Annotated in this window: 12 protein-coding genes; all 12 read right to left on the reverse strand. The window is 34.5% G+C overall.

Annotated elements, in window-relative coordinates:
• The gene (locus tag HYN56_RS11685) at positions 1-450 is read right to left on the reverse strand and encodes a GNAT family N-acetyltransferase (protein ID WP_109192330.1); all 450 of its coding nucleotides are present in this window, start codon (positions 448-450) and stop codon (positions 1-3) included.
• 104 nt (positions 451-554) lie between these two features.
• Complete coding sequence (locus HYN56_RS11690) at positions 555-896, reverse strand: hypothetical protein (RefSeq protein WP_109192331.1); 342 nt, start codon at positions 894-896, stop codon at positions 555-557.
• A gap of 30 nt (positions 897-926) precedes the next feature.
• The gene (locus HYN56_RS11695; RefSeq protein ID WP_109192332.1) at positions 927-2,189 is read right to left on the reverse strand and encodes an MFS transporter; all 1,263 of its coding nucleotides are present in this window, start codon (positions 2,187-2,189) and stop codon (positions 927-929) included.
• On the reverse strand, positions 2,176-3,744 hold the full coding sequence (locus HYN56_RS11700; protein WP_109192333.1) for a glycoside hydrolase family 10 protein: 1,569 nt from the start codon (positions 3,742-3,744) through the stop codon (positions 2,176-2,178). Before HYN56_RS11700 ends, HYN56_RS11695 begins: the two co-directional genes overlap by 14 nt.
• A gap of 93 nt (positions 3,745-3,837) precedes the next feature.
• Entirely contained in the window at positions 3,838-5,109 is a 1,272-nt protein-coding gene (locus HYN56_RS11705; protein WP_109192334.1) for an acyltransferase family protein, read from the reverse strand.
• A gap of 58 nt (positions 5,110-5,167) precedes the next feature.
• On the reverse strand, positions 5,168-6,373 hold the full coding sequence (locus HYN56_RS11710) for an anhydro-N-acetylmuramic acid kinase (protein ID WP_109192335.1): 1,206 nt from the start codon (positions 6,371-6,373) through the stop codon (positions 5,168-5,170).
• A gap of 208 nt (positions 6,374-6,581) precedes the next feature.
• Entirely contained in the window at positions 6,582-9,581 is a 3,000-nt protein-coding gene (locus HYN56_RS11715) for a glycoside hydrolase family 3 N-terminal domain-containing protein (RefSeq protein ID WP_109192336.1), read from the reverse strand.
• Positions 9,582-9,633: 52 nt separating this feature from the next.
• On the reverse strand, positions 9,634-11,139 hold the full coding sequence (locus HYN56_RS11720) for a sodium:solute symporter (RefSeq protein WP_109192337.1): 1,506 nt from the start codon (positions 11,137-11,139) through the stop codon (positions 9,634-9,636).
• A 24-nt stretch (positions 11,140-11,163) separates the two neighbouring features.
• Positions 11,164-11,985 carry an N-acetylmuramic acid 6-phosphate etherase gene (gene murQ, locus HYN56_RS11725; protein ID WP_109192338.1) on the reverse strand — a complete coding sequence of 274 codons (822 nt, stop codon included), beginning with the start codon at positions 11,983-11,985 and terminating at the stop codon, positions 11,164-11,166.
• 133 nt (positions 11,986-12,118) lie between these two features.
• The gene (locus HYN56_RS11730; protein ID WP_109192339.1) at positions 12,119-13,318 is read right to left on the reverse strand and encodes an exo-beta-N-acetylmuramidase NamZ family protein; all 1,200 of its coding nucleotides are present in this window, start codon (positions 13,316-13,318) and stop codon (positions 12,119-12,121) included.
• A gap of 242 nt (positions 13,319-13,560) precedes the next feature.
• Complete coding sequence (locus HYN56_RS11735) at positions 13,561-15,297, reverse strand: RagB/SusD family nutrient uptake outer membrane protein (RefSeq protein ID WP_109192340.1); 1,737 nt, start codon at positions 15,295-15,297, stop codon at positions 13,561-13,563.
• A gap of 32 nt (positions 15,298-15,329) precedes the next feature.
• Positions 15,330-18,608 (reverse strand): SusC/RagA family TonB-linked outer membrane protein, encoded by a 3,279-nt coding sequence (locus HYN56_RS11740; RefSeq protein WP_109192341.1) that lies wholly within the window; start codon positions 18,606-18,608, stop codon positions 15,330-15,332.
• Positions 18,609-18,682: the final 74 nt, after the last annotated feature.

Genomic DNA, 18,682 nt, shown 5'->3' on the forward strand with positions numbered 1-18,682 from the left:
TTATAAAGTCTTTTTCATGCATACACTATTATCCATTTCTTCATAAGGAGGATAATTTGGAATGATGATGTAATTTTGTTTTTGATATAAGTTGATGGCTTCCGGCTGATTTTTTCCGGTTTCCAGAATTGTATAAGTATAACCCACTTCTTTTGCCCAGATTTCAAGTTCTTTTAAAATGGCAGAAGCAATTCCTTTTTTTCGATGATCTGGATGAACAAACATTCTTTTGATTTCAGTTTTGTCACTTTCTTTTTCGCGGAAAGCGCCGCATCCAACAGGAACATCATTTTCGTAATAAACAATGGTATGTTTTATTTTATCTGTTTTATTGAACTGATTGTAAAAAGCGTGATCGTCTCCATCTCTAATAGCTAATTCCTGATCTAACAAAGCCACTAGATTTATAAAATCAATATCATCTGAGTTGGTTCGTTTTATGTGAATCATAATCTAAAAAGTTTTTTTACCATTAAGATATTAAGTAAATTAAGCTAAACTTTATGAACTTAAATCCTTAATGATAAGAAGAAAATTAAGCTTAATTTTTTTACCTATTTCAATTTTGCCTTTTTTTGTTTGGCTAATTGCTTTTGGGTTTCAATGGCTTTTTCCAGTCGGTTTTTGAATCGGAAAAGTTTTGGAAGTCCTTCCAGACGGTCTTCGATTGTGATTTCTTCGTAAACCAAAATGGCTTTTTCTAAAATCCTAATTTCGTTGTCGAGATCGTTTTGGTTTTTGTAGATCGTTGCCAGTCGATCATAAGGATGATTTCCTTTAAAGCTTTCTGCGACATTTTCTTCATACAATTCAATTGCTTTTTCTAGATTTCCATTTTTCTCGAACTCAGTTCCTTTCAGATTTCGTTCGGTCTGCAAATTTTCATTGATTTCCATATGTAAGAGTTTGATTTGGGATTAAACTTCTTATGATTTTTTCCCAAAATCTTTCGGGAAAGTTAAAAAACGTGATAAAATAAGACCTGGAATTGTAGCTATTAAAACCCAAATAAAGAAGTTTCCATAGCCTAAATATTGTTGTATAAAACCGCTTAACATTCCTGGCAACATCATTCCCATTGCCATGAATCCTGTTGCTAATGCATAATGCGCTGTTTTGGATTCTCCTTCTGCAACATGAATTAAATACATCATAAATGCAGTAAAACCAAATCCGTAACCAAATTGTTCTAAAATAACAACGATATAAATGTAATAAATTGAGGCTGGGTGAAAAAATGCCAAAAGAATAAAACCGATAATTGGTAAATGCATAGCTAAAAACATAGGAAACATCCATTTGGTGAGACCGTGTCTGGAAATGGCAATTCCGCCTAAAATTCCCCCTAAAGTCAATGCCGCCACTCCAAAAGTTCCGTAAATAATTCCAACAGCTTCCGTATCTAATCCCATTCCGCCAAGTTCTTTTCCATCCAATAAAAATGGACTTAACATTTTCAGCAGTTGTGATTCTCCTAATCTGAAGACCAGAACAAAGGCTAGAATTAATCCGATTTGTTTTTTCTTGAAGAAACTGATAAAAATGGTTCCAAAATTTTGATGAGGAGTTTCTTTTTTGCTTTCTACAGCATTGATTTCATTTTTTGGTGTAAAAATGAAATTGTAAGCTGTAATAAATGTCATTAACAAACCAACACAAATCATCGTATAAGACCATGCTTTTGTATTGTCACCGTATTTATGTTCTAAATATCCGGCAAAAAGGACTACTAATCCGTTTCCAGCCAACATTGAAAGTCTGTAGAAAGTACTTCTGATTCCGATAAAGAAAGATTGTTTATCTTCAGGTAAAACCAATAAATAGAAACCATCTGTTGCAATGTCATTTGAAGCCGAAGCAAAAGCGGCAACCCAGAATATGGCCAGCGACATCATGAAAAATCCGTTGGTTGGAATGGCTAATCCGACCAGTAAAAAGGCGATTGAAATTAATAACTGCATTGATAAAAACCATTTTCTTTTGGTTCCGATTAACTCAATAAGCGGACTCCAAAGCGGTTTTACTACCCAAGGAAGATATAATAAACTGGTGTAGACTCCAATGTCTTCATTTGAAATTCCCAGATTTTTGTACATAATTACCGAAACTGAAATAATTATGGCGTAAGGCAATCCAGATGCAAAGTTTAGAAGCGGAATCCAGAACCAAGGTTTATTATCTATTTTCATTAGGTTGTGCGGGTATATAGTTTTTTAATGGTTTTTTTAGATCGATGGCAGTTGGCGTACTTTCGTTGGCATAATAATCAATAAAAGTTACAGCGCAGGCTTTATAAAGGTTTAGTTTTCCAGCTGCAATAGAGAAAGTAATTTTCCCGTCAACTTCTTTTATAGTTACTTTTTCTACAATTTTAGTAGCATCGTTAATATCGATTTTTGAGCTGTTTTCTCCTCCGTAAACGACCATATATCGAACTTTTGTATTCAGCGGACTTTTGAAAGTGAAGTTATAACGAATACTATCTTTATTGTACTCAATCACTCTTGGCGTATCAATAATCACGTGTCTTAAATTCGGTACCGCTGCAGGAAGAGCGGGATATTTGTATTGGTTTTCTTCTAAATGACGAACTACATCAAAGTTTTTCCCCATGAACCATTTCGAGCTAAAATAAGCACTTCCGGAAACGTTTTTAAAGGTTCTTAGAAAATCAATCTGTGTTGGGATTTCGGTCATATAATTCCAGCTTTTATCAGAGTCACCTCTAATTTTATAAGAAGCATGACCAATGTAAATAGCAGTATTATTCGAATTTTCAGACCACCATTTTACCAATTTTGAATAAGAAGCTCTTGTGTTATTCATACTCCAATACAATTGAGGCAAAATATAATCAATCCAATTTTGCTCCATCCATAACATTGGATCGGCATACAAATCATCGTAATTAGAAGTGGATTGCGTTTCAGAACCTCTTGGATCCTGAGATTTATTTCGCCAAACCCCAAACGGACTAATTCCGAATTGAACCCAAGGTTTACTGGCTTTTATGGTTGTTGAAATGGTATGAACAAAGTTGCTCACATTGGCACGACGCCAATCTGCACGGCTTAAACCTGCACCATATTTTTGGTAAGAAGCGTTGTCGTTAAATACTTTTCCAGGAACAGCATACGGATAAAAATAATCATCAAAATGAATGGCATCAATGTCATATTTGTCCACAACTTCTTTAACTACTTTCGTTAAATGTGCCTGAACTTCGGGTAAAGCAGGATCATAATAATATTTTCCACCATATTCGATCATCCATTCCGGATGTTTAAAAAAATCATGTCCAGGACTTAAAAGATTTTTATTCAAATCAAAAGTCGCACGATATGGATTCAGCCAGGCGTGAAATTCAAATCCACGATTATGCGCCTGCTCAATCATCCAGGCTAATGCATCGTAATACGGATTTGGAGCCAAACCTTCTTTTCCCGTTAAAAAACGAGACCAAGGCGCAAATTCAGAAGGATAAATAGCATCGCCCACACTTCGAACCTGAACAATTACGGCATTGTAATTTAATTTTTTATAGGCTTCTAAAATCTCAAGATAATCAGCTTTTTCTTTTTCTACATTATCGATGCTCGTTTTCGGCCAGTCAATGTTAACAACGGTAGCAATCCAAACACCTCTAAATTCGTTTTTAGGATGCATTGTATTTTGCTGCGCGGAAATCGTCGAAACGAAAAATAGAAGTAGAAAAGAGAATATTAGATACTGATTTTTATGCATTTCAATGTTTTTTAACAAAAACCAAAAATAGTTTTTTTAGATGATTAAAGGAAATTTAAATTTCGCAATAATAATACCATTCTTTCTGAAATACTAAACTTTGAATATCAGTTTTCTTTTATATAAAATCCATAAGATAATTGACCAGAAAAGAGCATAAGCCAGCGCATAAGCCAACGATGCATTTAAAGGATTTTCAAAAACAGGAACAATTCCATATTGGTATAGGTAGGCTTGAAAACCAATTTCTTCGCCTCCAATTTCCGGATTTTGCATTTTTATAGAGCTCATTACTCTCGGAATTATTCCGGAAAAGTAAAAGACAATCATTGGGTTTACACCCCAGATTAAAAACAGTTTAGCCCATTTTTTATAATTCGCAACATCGATAACATAATACAGAAACGTTAAACATAAAGTAGCAATTCCGCCCGTATACAAAACATAAGAACTGGTCCAAAGTGATTTGTTAATTGGGAAAATAATATTCCAAAGTAATCCTGAAATCAGCAGGACAATTCCGGCAATTGTCAGTTTTTTTACAATTTCGATTTTACTAATTGATAAATTTAAAATCTGTCCGATAAACATTCCGGTGATTCCAGTTGCTATTGCTGGTAAAGTACTTAAAATTCCTTCCGGATCCCAGGTTTTAGAGACGCTCCAAAGATGTCCGTTTAAAAGTAAATTATCGAGCCATGCTGCCAGATTGGTGCCTTTTTCAAAATTGGCTTCTCCAACTCCGGGAACTGGTACAAAAGCCATCAACAGATAATATCCAACTAAAATTGAAACGGCAGTTATAATCTGTGTTTTTAAATTTGTTTTTAAATATAAAAGAGACGTAAAGAAATAAACGATTCCAATTCGCTGTAAAACGCCTGGAATTCTGGTGTCTTCAAAGTGTTCTAGACCGCTGTAGGCTAAAGATAATAATACAATTAAGATTCCGAAAACAAGATATGTCTTGACTTTTAGGCTAAAATTCCCTAAAAGTGCATAAGCGATTCCGAAGAAAATAATAAGTCTTATTGATAAAAGAGGAAAACCTTCGAGACCAAACAAATGTATTCTGCCGAAAAAAGCTAAAGAAAATCCTAAACAAAAAATACGCAGTGATCGAACTAGAATTTTATTAAAAACAGCACCATCAAGATGTTTAACCGGCATTGCAAAAGGGATTGCTGTTCCCATTATGAAAACGAAAAAAGGGAAAACTAAATCGGTTGGTGTACAGCCGTGCCATTCTGCATGTTCTAATGGCGGGTAAATAGATGACCAGCTTCCGGGATTGTTAACTATCGTCATTAGAAAAATAGTAAATCCTCTAAATACATCAAGTGAGGTTAAACGTTCTTTTGTCATGGTTTTGGTTATTAATAGTTTATTGTTTGTGGTTTATTGTTTTGGCTGGTTTTAAAAATTAATCAGGAAATGAAATTTTCCCCATAGTTACCGACGGAATTTTCACAGAATTAAATTTAAAATCTCCTCCGGCAACAGTTTCATTGGCTAAAACTGCAAACAGAATCGCTTCTTTGGCATCACTGTTAATTCCTAAATCATCGCTTTTGAAGAAAGAGCAAGGCAGTAATTCTTTTAGCCATTGTACAATTAATGGATTATTGGCTCCGCCGCCTGAAAGATATATTTTAAAGTCTTCAATTTTATAAGAAGAATTTTTAACAGCAAATTGAATCGCTTCTGCAATAGTTTCAGCAGTAAAACGTGTTAAAGTAGCCAATAAATCGGGAGCTAAAATATCACTAAGATTGCTTTTTGAAAGTGCTAATTCTACATATTCAGCATTGAATAATTCCTGCCCAATTGTTTTTGGAAATCCTTTTTTGAAAAAAGCATTGTCTTTCAAATTTTCTAATAAAATCTGATTTACATTTCCTTGTTTGGCTATTTCAGCATCTTTATCGTAGCTTTTATCCAGAAAATATTTCTTAACAAAAAGATCGATTAAGGTATTTCCTGTTCCAGTATCAGTTACAAAAGTGTCTTCTGTTTTTATAGCTGAAGGCAGATATGTAAAATTGGCAATCCCGCCAATATTTAGCATAATTCTGTTTTCGCCTTCCTTTCCAAATAAAAAATAATCACCATAAACGGCTAACGGAGCGCCTTCGCCACCCGCAGCAACGTGTTTTTGTCTAAAATCCGACAATGTGATAATTCCAGTTTTTACGGCAATATGATCGCCGTCTCCAATCTGTAAAGTTGCATTTGGAAATTTCTCCTGCTGATGCAAAAATTTTGGTGCATGCAAAACCGTTTGTCCATGAGAAGCTATTAAATCAATATCTGAAGCCGGAATATTCCATTTTTCTAAAGTTTCATTTACCATTGAAGCATGAAGTAAACCAATCCATTCGTTAAGTAAAGCCAAATGCTGAAAATCGATATTTTTCTGAGCAAAGATTTTACGAATTTCTGTTTTGATTTCTTCTGAGTAACTAATCGTTTCAAACTGAACCAGCTTTACATTGGTGTTTACACCAGATCCTGAAATTTCGCATAAAGCAATATCCAGTCCGTCGAGAGAAGTTCCCGACATTAACCCAATAATACGTTTTGTTTCTTTTTGAGCAATTTGATAAAGTGCTTCAATATTTTTGTTCATGAAAGTTTGTTTAAAATGCAGCTAAAGTTAATTAGTTGTGGGCAATTTTTTAACACATAGAAACATAGATTTTATTAGCTTTATAAAAAGTCGTTTCACTTGCAATAAAACACATAGCTCTATGTGTTAGAAACTGGTTTCTTTTGGTACTCTTTTTAATTCAGAACAAAATCTATGTTTCTATGTGTTTAAAAAACAATCCACAAAGTTATTTCATTATAGATTCATAAATTATTTTCTGAATATCTTCACGAATCTTTTCTTTCGCTAGTTTATTTCCTTCTTCGCCAACTTCAGGATACGTTCTGTTCGATAAAAACACATAAACCGTTTGGTTTTCAGGATCGACCCAAGCCATATTTCCTGTAAAACCAGTATGACCAAAACTTGATTTAGAAGCACATTGACAAGTTGGGCCGTCTTTTCCTAATCTTTTATCAAAACCTAAACCTCTTTCTACGCCCTGATTACAATAAAAACAAGTATTAAAAGTGTCAAATGTTTCAGGAGAAAAATACTGTTCGCCACCATAACTTCCTTTTTGAAGAAACAACTGCATCATTTTGGCAACATCCATAGCATTGGAAAAAATTCCCGCATGTCCTGCAACACCGCCTTCCATTGCGGCAGCCATATCGTGAACATAACCTTGAATTAATTGATGTCTGAAATAATTATCAATTTCGGTTGGTGCAATGACGTTTTTATCAAATTTCAACAACGGATTATAAGTGGTATAATTCATTCCCAACGAATTGAAAAAGTTCTTCTGACTTAAATCTTCCAATTTTTCATGTGTTGCTCTTTCCAAATATTCTTTTAAAATGATAAAAGTAAAATCACTGTATTTGTATTCTTTTTTAAGTGAAATAGGAGAGTCGGCAATAAATTTCATAATCGTGTCATGATAATCATTTCGAATGTAAAGACTATCGGCTACTTTAGTTGTGAAATTGTTTTCTGCAACTTTTCGATAATATTGATCAGAAGGAAAACCCTTGGCATCTAATGTCGATTTGTAAAACGGACTCCAGGCAATCAATCCTGCATAATGGTTTAATAAGTCTTTAAAGGAAATATCTTTTTTGTTTGATTTAGCAAACATTGGAAGCATTGTTCCTAATTTTGTGTCTAACTCAACTTTGTTTTTATCGTATAACTGCATCACGTTTGGAAGCGTGGAAATCATTTTTGAAATCGAAGCAACGTCGTATAAATCAGTATTCGAAACTTTCACTTTCTTGTCATAAGTCTGATAACCGTAAGATTTCTGAAAAACAACACTTCCTTTTCTTGCAACTAAAACCTGCATTCCGGGAGCCATTTTTCCGTCAATTGCTTTTTGGGCAATAGCATCTATTTTATACAAAATTGACGAATTCATTCCGACATTTTCAGGTGTTTCAAAACCTAAACGATCGATTTTTTCCGTATCAATTCCTTCATTTACTTTAAAATTATCGTTGATTGAAACGGGTAATTTTCCTTTAGCGCTTTTGGCTCCAAATAAAATTTCGGCAGAAACAATCTGAGAAATCGTTGAATTTTGGTACGAAACCATCAATCCTTCAATGTCATCAAAATTTTTGATGGAAAGAAGCGAATACGGTTTTGCAAAAACGTCTAAAATTACTTTATTGTTTTCGGCAATTTTATTCAGGAAAAACAATTCATTTGATGAGAAATCTTGTTTTTCCCAAGCCTTATTCACTTTGTGATAACTTACAATAACCAGATCGTATTTCTTTAATTGTTTGTTTAAAGAATCAATGTTGGTGTTTGAAACTTCTGTTATTTCAGTATATTTTTTTAGAGTTGAAACAAAAGTACTGTTGACATCTTCTCCCAGTTTTACATAAGCAATTTTCTGATTCAGATTTTTAATTGGAAGAATGTCTTTTTTGTTTTTTAAGACTGTAGTTGCGTTTTCGAATAAATTATATTGAAGTGCATCTTTGTCAGGACTCGTAAGATCTTTTTGTAAATTCTTTAAGTCAACAGGTTTGTATTTGTTTAATCCCGCTTTGAATTTATAATGCAGGATTTTTTTAACCGAATGCGCTAAACGTTCTTCAGTAATCTGACCATTTGCATAAAATGTTTTTAATTTTTCTAAAGCTGCCGGAACATCATCCGGGCAAAGGAAAATGTCATTTCCCGCTTGTAAAACAGCCAATTCCAAATCGCCGACAGGTTTAAAATTACTGGCGCCTTTCATGCCTAAACCGTCTGTAAAAATAAGTCCCTCGAAGCCTAATTGTTTTTGAAGAAGTTCAGTAACAACATTATAAGAAGCAGAAGAAGGAATATTTTCGCCAGGTTCTAAACTAGGAATATTAAGATGCGCGACCATTACAGAAGCCAGACCTTCGTCAAAAAGTTGTTTATAAGGGTAAATTTCCACTTCATCCAAATGTTCTTTCGTAAAAGAAACGGTTGGAAGTGCTTTATGAGAATCGACTGCCGTATCTCCATGTCCCGGAAAATGTTTCCCTGTACACAAAACGCCTTGGCTCTGAATACCTTTCATTATGGCAGAAGCGCGATTGGCAACATTGGTTTTGCTTTCGCCAAAAGAACGGTTTCCGATAATGGGATTTAGCGGATTGGTATTGATATCTAAAACTGGTGCAAAGTTGAAATGAATGCCCATTCTTTTGCATTCGCTTCCCATTTGTCTTCCGACTTTTTCAATAAGATTTAAATCCTGAATCGCGCCCAAAGTCATGTTCCAGGGATAAGCGTAAGTTGAGTCTAAACGCATGCTTAATCCCCATTCGGCATCAAGTCCTATAAACAGCGGCACTTTGGCTTTTGACTGATAGATGTTGGTTAATTTTGCCTGACGAACCGGCCCGCCCTGAAAGAAAATAATACCGCCAATTTTATATTTTGAAACCAGTTCTTTTACTTTATTAACATGTACAGAATCTTTGTTAGAATAAGCATTTGCAAAAAATAATTGACCCAGTTTTTCGTCCAGCGTCATTTGGCTGTAAATACTGTCTGTCCAACGATTTTCGGCATCACAATCGGGAACAAAAGGCTTTTTTTCTGATTTGCTTTTTGGGATGTAAACTTCTTTATTTTCTGTAGAAATAGGTTCATTAGTTTCAACGGCAGTTTTAGTCTTTTTTGAAACGCCGCAATTGACAATTAAAAAAAGAACAGCGGTAAATAAACCTATTTTTATAATAGCATTTTTCATGTAATCAATTTTTGAGAATTCAGATACAATCTGAATTGCTTTATTTTGGCTTTTAGAAAGATATTTTTTCTTCTGTGCGTTTACTTGTAAAATAAATTCCGATATAAGTAAATAATCCGTTGATGATAATTAATTCATTATCAAAAGTGTAACCGAATAATTGCGCTGAATTTTCGCTTAAGAAATACGTAAATATTGGAGAGATAATACAGATAATGGGAATCAGTTTGTCGTTTACTAATCTTGATTTTTGTAATAATCCAAAAGCGTATAATCCTAATAAAGGGCCGTAAGTATAAGAAGCAGCTCTGAAAATTAGCGCCACAACAGAAGCATCATTAAAGGAATTTAAGACAATAATTACCAGAAAAAGCAATATTGAAAAAGCGAAATGTACCCAATGTCTTATTGTTACATTTTTGTGATTATCGAGATTTTCAGATTTATCCATTCCAAGAAAATCGACACAAAATGAAGTTGTTAAAGCCGTTAAAGCCGAATCGGTTGTAGCAAAAGTGGCCGCAATAATTCCTAGAAGGAAAACAAAAGCCGGAACAATTGACAAATGATTTAAGGCGATTTCCGGGAAAAGCAAATCGGTTCTTGGTTTTCCTGTTGCTAAATCTAATGGAATCTGAACATTATTTTTTGCAGCGTAGATGTACAATAAAGCACCTAAACTCAGGAAAATAATATTGATTAAAACAAAAATTCCTGTAAACGTAAACATGTTTTTTTGTGCTTCGCCAATGTTTTTACAGCTTAGATTTTTTTGCATTAAATCCTGATCCAGTCCAACCATTGCAATGGTAACAAACATTCCTCCTAAAATCTGCTTTACAAAGTGGTACTTGCTCGTAAAGAAATCATCAAAGAAAAATATTTTAGAATAATTACTTTTTTGAATGGTTGAAACCGACTCAAGAACAGTCAGGTTAAGACTGTCACAAACAAAATAAATGGTTATAAACACTGAACTAACTAAAAAAAACGTCTGTAAGGTATCGGTAATAATAATGGTTTTTAGACCACTTCTAAAAGTGTATAAGAAGATAAGCGCCAAAGCCAAAAGTACCGTTACCGGAAATGGGATATGAAAATCGTTGAAGACATATCGCTGTAAAACTATAACCACCAAATATAATCTAAATGCAGAGCTAATGGTTCTGCTGACCAAGAATATGGAAGCTGCCGTTTTGTAACTTCTAATTCCCATTCTATGTTCGATATAACTATAAATCGAAGTCAGATTCATTCTGTAATAGAGTGGAAGCAGGACTTTTGCAATAATGATAAAACCAATTGCGTTTCCTAAAACAAACTGGAAATATTTGAATTGTTCTCCGTTTGGCGAACCCACTTCACCGGGAACCGAAATAAAGGTCACGCCGGAAAGCGCCGTTCCAATCATACCAAAAGCAACCAGATACCATTTGGAATTTTTATTCGCTTTGAAAAAAGAATCGTTGTCTTGTCCTTTTTTACTGATTACATTTGAAATAAAGAGTAAAAGGCCAAAATAAACAAAGATAAAAATGAGAATTGTAGTAGAAGACATTTTGGTTTTGGTTTAGTTTTTAGTTTATTTTTTGCTGTTATGATCTAACAAAACAGCGCGTACACTTTTATGTTTTTGCAGTAATTCTTCGGCTAAATCATATTCAATTCCCAGTTCTTCCATAATCATTTTGATGCCTCGTTTTACTAATTTTTCATTAGACAACTGCATGTCGACCATTTTGTTGCCTTTTACTTTTCCAAGTTTGATCATTACTGAAGTTGAAATCATGTTCAAAGTCAGTTTTTGAGCTGTTCCTGCTTTCATTCTTGTACTTCCGGTTAAGAATTCAGGCCCAACAATTACTTCAATTGGAAAATCGGCTTCCTGTGCTATAAGTCCGTTGCTGATGCAAGAAATACTTCCTGTTTTAATATTATGTTCTTTCGCTTTTTTCAAAGCGCCCAAAACGTAAGGTGTATTTCCGGAAGCTGCAATTCCGATAATAAAATCCAGGCTTGAAATTTCAAATTTAGCTAAATCTTTCCAAGCTTGTTCGGTATCGTCTTCTGCATTTTCAACCGCTTTTCGAATCGCAGTGTCGCCGCCGGCAATAATTCCGATAATCATATCATGAGGCACGCCAAATGTAGGTGGACATTCAGAAGCATCTAAAATTCCTATACGTCCGGAAGTTCCGGCTCCAATGTAAAATAATCGGCCGCCTAATTGCATTTTTTTGACGATTGCTTTAACCAGTTTTTCAATTTTAGGAATTTGACCTTCTATAATCTGTGGAACTTTTTGATCTTCTGTATTAATGTTTGTCAAGAGTTCTTTTACGCTCATTTGGTCTAAATCTTTGTACAAAGATTCTTGTTCGGTTTCAGGGTTTTTATTCTTCATTTTTCTTTTCTTTTTTTTTGGGTTTTGAAACAGCAGATTTTGATATTTATGATTTCGATTATTTGTATAAGAATCCTCTATTTTATAAAAAATAGTCGGTTTTGGAAATTTTAGGTTTTTAAAAATGCCTTATTTAGTAGAGTAAATAGGGTTTTCTCATGATTTGAAAGGCTTGTAAATCTTTTTTCCAGCTTGCCCGAATGTCTTTTTCTGAAACTCCCGATTCAATTTGCTGTTGCAGTTTTCTTGTTCCGGCAAGTTTGGTGAAAAAGGCATTAAAAAATTTCGATTTGTCACTGGTATTCTCATAGGCTTTTAAGAGCCATTTTAATTCTAATTGTTTGAGTTTTGGGTAGGAAGTTAAATCTTCGCCAAAACATTCTTTTCCGTTATAAAGCGGATCTTTGGCTCCAAAGTTAGGTTTTGGCGTAAAGCTGAAATTTGTTTTGGTTAAATAAGGAGAACCATAAATTTGAAATTGCTTTTCCGTTCCGCGTCCCATGCTTACATTGGTTCCTTCAAAAAGGCATAAACTGGCGTATAAATTTATAGATTGATCGTTTGGTAAATTAGGAGAAGGTTTTACCAGTAAACTATATTCCATATTGCGGTTGTAATTAGAGCAGGGAATAATTGTTAATTTACACTGCACTCCGTCTTTAAGCCATTTTTGTCCGTTAACCATTTGAGCATATTCGCCAATTGTCATTCCGTGAAGGAGTGGAATAGGATGCATACCAACAAAACTGGTAAATTCTTTTTCTAAAAGCGGACCGTCAACAATACTTCCGTTTGGATTTGGTCTGTCCAAAATGATAAGCGGCAAATTGTTTTCGGCGCAAGCCTCCATTACAAAATGCAAAGAAGAAATATAGGTGTAAAAACGGGCTCCAACATCCTGCAAATCGAAAATCATAATGTCGATTCCGTTTAATTGTTGAGGTTTTGGTTTTTTGTTATCTCCGTATAGTGAGATTATTGATAAACCGGTTTTAGGGTCTTTTCCATCAACAATATGTTCACCTGCATCTGCAGTTCCTCTAAAACCGTGTTCCGGAGCAAAGATGGTTTGAATGGCAATTTTTTTCTCCAGTAAAAAATCAACTAAATGGGTTTTGTCAGATAAAATTCCCGTTTGATTGGTTACAATTCCTATTTTTTTGTCTTTTAAAAGCGGTAAATATTTCTCGTAATTATCTGCCCCGGTTTTTATTGTCGGAGGATTGATTTCTGATGTGTTGCAATTTACAGCTGTTGAAAACGAATAAGAATGCAAAGACGTTATAAACAGAGAAGCTGTAATAAGAACACTTTTTATGATGAATTTTATCATTTTAATTACAGTTAATAGTTAAAGCCAAAAACAGACTAATAAAATTAAGTTATTATTTGATTGGTTGTTCTTTGTGATTGATGATGAGAAATGAATATCTGAAATTTCAGATTGTAGTATTATAGGTTTTTCTTCATTGAATTTGCAATGAAAAAGCGATTTTTAAATACTGCCTCTGGTTAGATTAATTCCAGAGGCAGTTTTATTATAAAGGGGCAAATAGTCTATTTATGAAAAGGGAATTACCAACCAGGATTTTGTTTCAGTTCTACACCTTCCGCAGCGTATAAATTGATATCATTAGTTGGAATTGCACTCAGGTAATTTTTTGGCGATACAAACAATCTAGACACACCTGCAGCGTAAGGAATTACATATCCTTGTGCGTTTACTTTAGTTTTAGTATTTCCTCCTATCAAAGCAGGTATTCTAGCTCCTAAAACAACATCAGGATTGGCATTAGTATCCAGGTAATCTCCTTTTTTCCAGCGCATAAGATCTTCTTTTCTCATAGTAGTCCAGCTCATAAACTCAATTCTGCGCTCACGACGGATTTCCCATATAATTGGATTAACAATTCCTGAAAGTTGTTCTAATGCAGTTGTTCTTTGCGGATCGTTTATTAGTACTCCACCAGCAGTGGCATTTGTACCATCTGTAGTCAAAGTAGCGATTCCTGCACGTGTACGAACTTTGTTCAGTGATAAATCAAGATCAACATTAGTAATTGTTCCTAATTCTGCACAGGCTTCAGCATAATTCAAATAAACTTCGCTTAGTGTAAAAACTGGAGCGTCAATTTGATTTTGTCCAATTGTTGAAACGTCTGTACCTGTTGTAGCAGGGTTATTATACAGTTGGAATACATAACCTGTGATAGAGGTTAAACCATTGTAAGGTTTATCAGAGTAAGCATAATCTGCTGTACTGAAAGCTTTAGCAAATCTTGGATCTCTGTTGGCAAAAGTATTGGCAATAGTATTGTCGCCTAAAAACTGAGCATTTCCAGCTTGCTTGATAGGAAGTCCATTAGTAGTTACATAACTTTCTGCAGCAAATTTTGTCAATCCGTTTTGAACTGTTGAGGTATTAGTATAGGCTTGTACTGAATTTCCTAAAACACCTTTAATATATCTTTTGGTTAAAATTACTTCAGTATTATTCATTAACTCAACAGAGTTGTAAAGTGCTTTCCAATCTGCATTTAGTTTGAAAGAATTATTATTCATTACCGCTAAAGAAGCTTCTTTTGCTTTTTGAAGATAAGCATTTCCGTTCTGTCCTAAATTGTATTTTCTGTAAGTACCTTCGCTTAAACATACTCGGCTTAATAATGCATAAGCAGTATATTTATTTACAGTAACATTGCTATCATCAACGTTTAGTAACATCGGAATTGCTTCTTCCAAATCTTTTATAACATTGTCTATTACTTCAGCTCTCGATAAAGCCGGTTTGTAAACATTAGCATCACTTTGCGCTAGATACTTATCTGTATACGGCACATCGCCAAACTGCTGTGCTAAACGAAAATAAGTATGAGCTCTGAAAAACTTTGCAACACCTATATAGTGATTTTTCTTCGTTTGATCCATAGGTACATTTGGCACTCTTTCTAACATAAGATTACAACGGCGAACCAAAGTGTAATATTCGTTCCAGTTTGCATTAGTTGCATTAGGAGCCGTTAAAAAGTTAGTAAAAACGTTCATGGCTAAATTGTCATCTATTAATCCTGTAGACGAAGCGTGAAAGTAAAAATCAGCTGTAGTACCAGCATTATTTCCGTATCCATTAAACGTATTATAGTTTAACCAAGAAAACGTTTTTACGTTATTTTCTGAAGTCCAAAAGTTTGCATCTGTAAATACATCTTCTGGCGGTGTATCCAAAAAATCTGAACAGCTAACAGTCAAACTTGCAAAAGTAAGTAAGGCAACTGAAAGTTTTATCCTTGAATTTATTATTAATTTTTTCATCTTAATTAAATTTTAATTTTTTAATACATTTTTTAAAATGCAAGTTGTATACCTACTGACCACGTTTTAGAATAAGGGAAAGTTCTTCCCCACATAGATTCGCTTTCATTAATTTCAGGATCTACAGGTAATTTGCTGCTTTTCCAGGTAGCTAAGTTGAAACCAGAAACATACGGTCTTATTTTATCAAATCCAGCTTTCTGAGAAATGCTTTTTGGGAAAGTATATCCAAGAGTCATCGATTTTAAACGTAAGTAAGACATATCTAACAGATAACGTGATTGCGCCACAAAATTGTTTGATCCAGGAGCGTAAGTTCCAAAAGCATTACCGGCATGTCCAGGGTATGGATTAGGGAAATAAGCATCTGTATTTTCTGGTGTCCAGTAATCATTCATGTTTTCATACATAGCATCTGTTCTGTTGTAGAATGGTAATACTAAGTCAGAAGTGGTCCAGTATTCACGTTTACCAACTCCCTGGAAGAAAGCATCGATATCAAAACCATATAAAGCACCACCTAAACGAACTCCATATTGATAACGAGGAGTTGTGTTACCAATAACTTTTAAATCTCCTGGATTCGTAGCTGTTCCATCTCCTCTTGAGATAACTCCATCCCCGTTTAGATCCTTATACATTACATCTCCAGGACCATATCTAAAAGCACCAGTTCTTATGTTTTTGTAATCAACACCATTTACTATTAAGCCTGTTGCATCAATCTGATCTGTTGATTGAATTAATCGGTCTGTTTCTAATCCCCAGATTTCACCTAATTTTTGACCTGCATAAAAAGATCCCAAAAGTTTGGAAGAGTTGTTCCATTCTGTTACTTCTGTCGTATTATCTGAAAGTGTAAGGTCAGCATAAACGTTAATATCTTTGTTTATTTGTTTGTTAAAGTTAAGAGCAAGTTCCCAACCAGTCGTTCTTAAATTTCCAGAGTTGGTGTTGGCAGCAGCCTGACCAAATGAACCCGGAAGTGTTTTACCTGGCGCTAACATTCCTTTAGTATCACGTTGATAATAATCAAATGTTAAACCTAGCATATTAAAGATGCGAATATCAATACCAATATCCTGAGTAGTTACCTTTTCCCAAGTTAAATTTGGGTCAACATTTGAAGGCTGATTAACAGTAGGAGGAATGGTTGAACCGCTACCTATCCAATAGGGGTTAGGGTTAGTAGTAACGTTAGTCATAACTGGTAAAAAGGCATTGTTAGCTATATTTTGATTTCCGATTGAACCAACAGATCCACGGATTTTCAAATCATTTAACCAGCTTCTTGTTCCCTCCATGAAACTTTCTTCAGAAATTCTATATCCAACAGAAGCAGAAGGGAAGAATCCCCATTGCTCATTAGTCGGGAATTTTGAGGAACCATCATAACGTCCGTTTATTTCCAATAAATATTTTCCTTTGTAATCGTAATTTACACGAGCAAAAAATCCTGCAATTGCATATCTGGATAAACCTGGATTTAAAATGTCATTAGCAACAAGAGGTGCAGTAAATTGATCACCAATAGCTAAGTTAAATTCAGGTTTGGTTTTATCCAAAAGTGTATTTCTACGAGCATACGTTCTTTCAAAATCATACCACTCTGTGTTTAAACCTCCTAATACTTTAAAGTTATGGTTTTCTCCTAATGTTTTAGTGTAATTTCCAAAGATATTTGCTACATTTCTTATGTAAGATGATTTGGATTGCGCTACAAAATCATTAGCCGTTTCCATTGATGTAGGTTTTCCGGCAACTAAGTCAGCTGCACTTGTCCACCAGTCCCAAAGAGGAACCTGACCACCGTTCATTTTTAGACTAGAGTAATTTGTATTAAAGCTATATTCTCCAACGATATTAAAGTCTTTTGTAATTTGAGCAGTAAGTCTTCCGCTTATCCTAATATCATTGGATTTACTTTCGTTTTGAGATGCATTTGCCATATAACCAGGTGCATGTCTGAAGTAAGTTCCATTATAAGTTCCATAAGGAAAATAAGAACCCCAACGCATATAATATCCGAAATACCCGTTACCGGCAGTATCGACACCATTATTATAGTAGTTAAAAGGAGAGTCATATTCCTGGAAAGTTCCTAATACTTTGAAATCTCCTGTAAGCCAGCTTGCTAACTCTGTTGTCATACCAAGATTAAGATTGAATCTTTGGTTGGTTTCGTTATTGATTTTCATTACACCGTCCTGATTAGCAAGACCTAAGGAAACAATAAACGTGCTTTTTTCGCCCAAAGAACCCTGAGCAGATAAATTATGAAGAGTTTGTACCGCATTCTTTTTTAACATTTCAGCATGCGGATCCCAAATTCTGTAGAAATATTCTTTTCCTCCAATAACATCAAAATCTTCTCCCAGGATCATGTTTTTGTCATTAGGGTTTCTTGTTGCAGCGTATTTTTCTTTCCAGTTAATGATACCAGGCAATAATGTTTTGTAGTTCATACCAAAAGATTCCGGATTTGCATTCCCGGCTCTGGCCTGAGCTTCAATCATTGCAGGAAGTTCTACTGTAGGATCATTAAACTGAACTAAAGAAATAGGGTTACTCCATCCTGTATTGTTGCTGTAAGCGAATCTTACTTTTCCTTTCGAATTTTTACCACTTTTAGTAGTAATTAATATAACTCCAAATGCAGCACGAGCACCATAAATAGAAGCAGAAGCAGCGTCTTTAAGTACAGACATCGATTCTACATCTTCAGCGTTTAACATTGATAAATCGCCAGGAACACCGTCTACTAAAATAAGTGGTGACCCTGAGGCTTCTCCGTTTACAATAGTTCCCATTCCACGAATATTAACACTTGATTGTTTACCTATACTACCAGACTTAAAAGAAATGTTAAGCCCTGGAGTAGTTCCTTGTAAACCTCTTGTAATATCAGTAATAGGAACACTTCCTAAAGCTTTTTTAACATCTACTTTTGCAACTGCTCCGGTAAGATTTGCTTTTTTCTGAGAAGCAAAACCTACTACAACTACTTCATCCAGTTTTGCCATGCTTGGAGAAAGATCAACATTTACTTTTTGTTGTCCTTCAATTTTGATTGTTACGGTTTCAAAACCCATATAACTGAAGCTAAGGCTTCGTCCTGGCGCTACACTGATACTGTAGTTACCGTCAAAATCAGTTGTAGTTCCATTGGTGGTTCCCTGAATAACTACACTGACGCCAGGTATGGGGAATCCGTCTGCTTTGTTTTTTACCGTTCCAGTGATTGTTTTTGTTTGCCCAAAAGTTGCTTGAATGAACAAAACCAACAATGAAATAAGAAATAGTTTTTTCATGATTACTTGGTTTTTTTAATGGTTGTTAAGCAAATATATTTATTTATTGCATACAAATGCATTTTTTGTGTTAA

This window comes from Flavobacterium crocinum (assembly GCF_003122385.1).
In the GTDB taxonomy this organism is placed as follows: domain Bacteria; phylum Bacteroidota; class Bacteroidia; order Flavobacteriales; family Flavobacteriaceae; genus Flavobacterium; species Flavobacterium crocinum.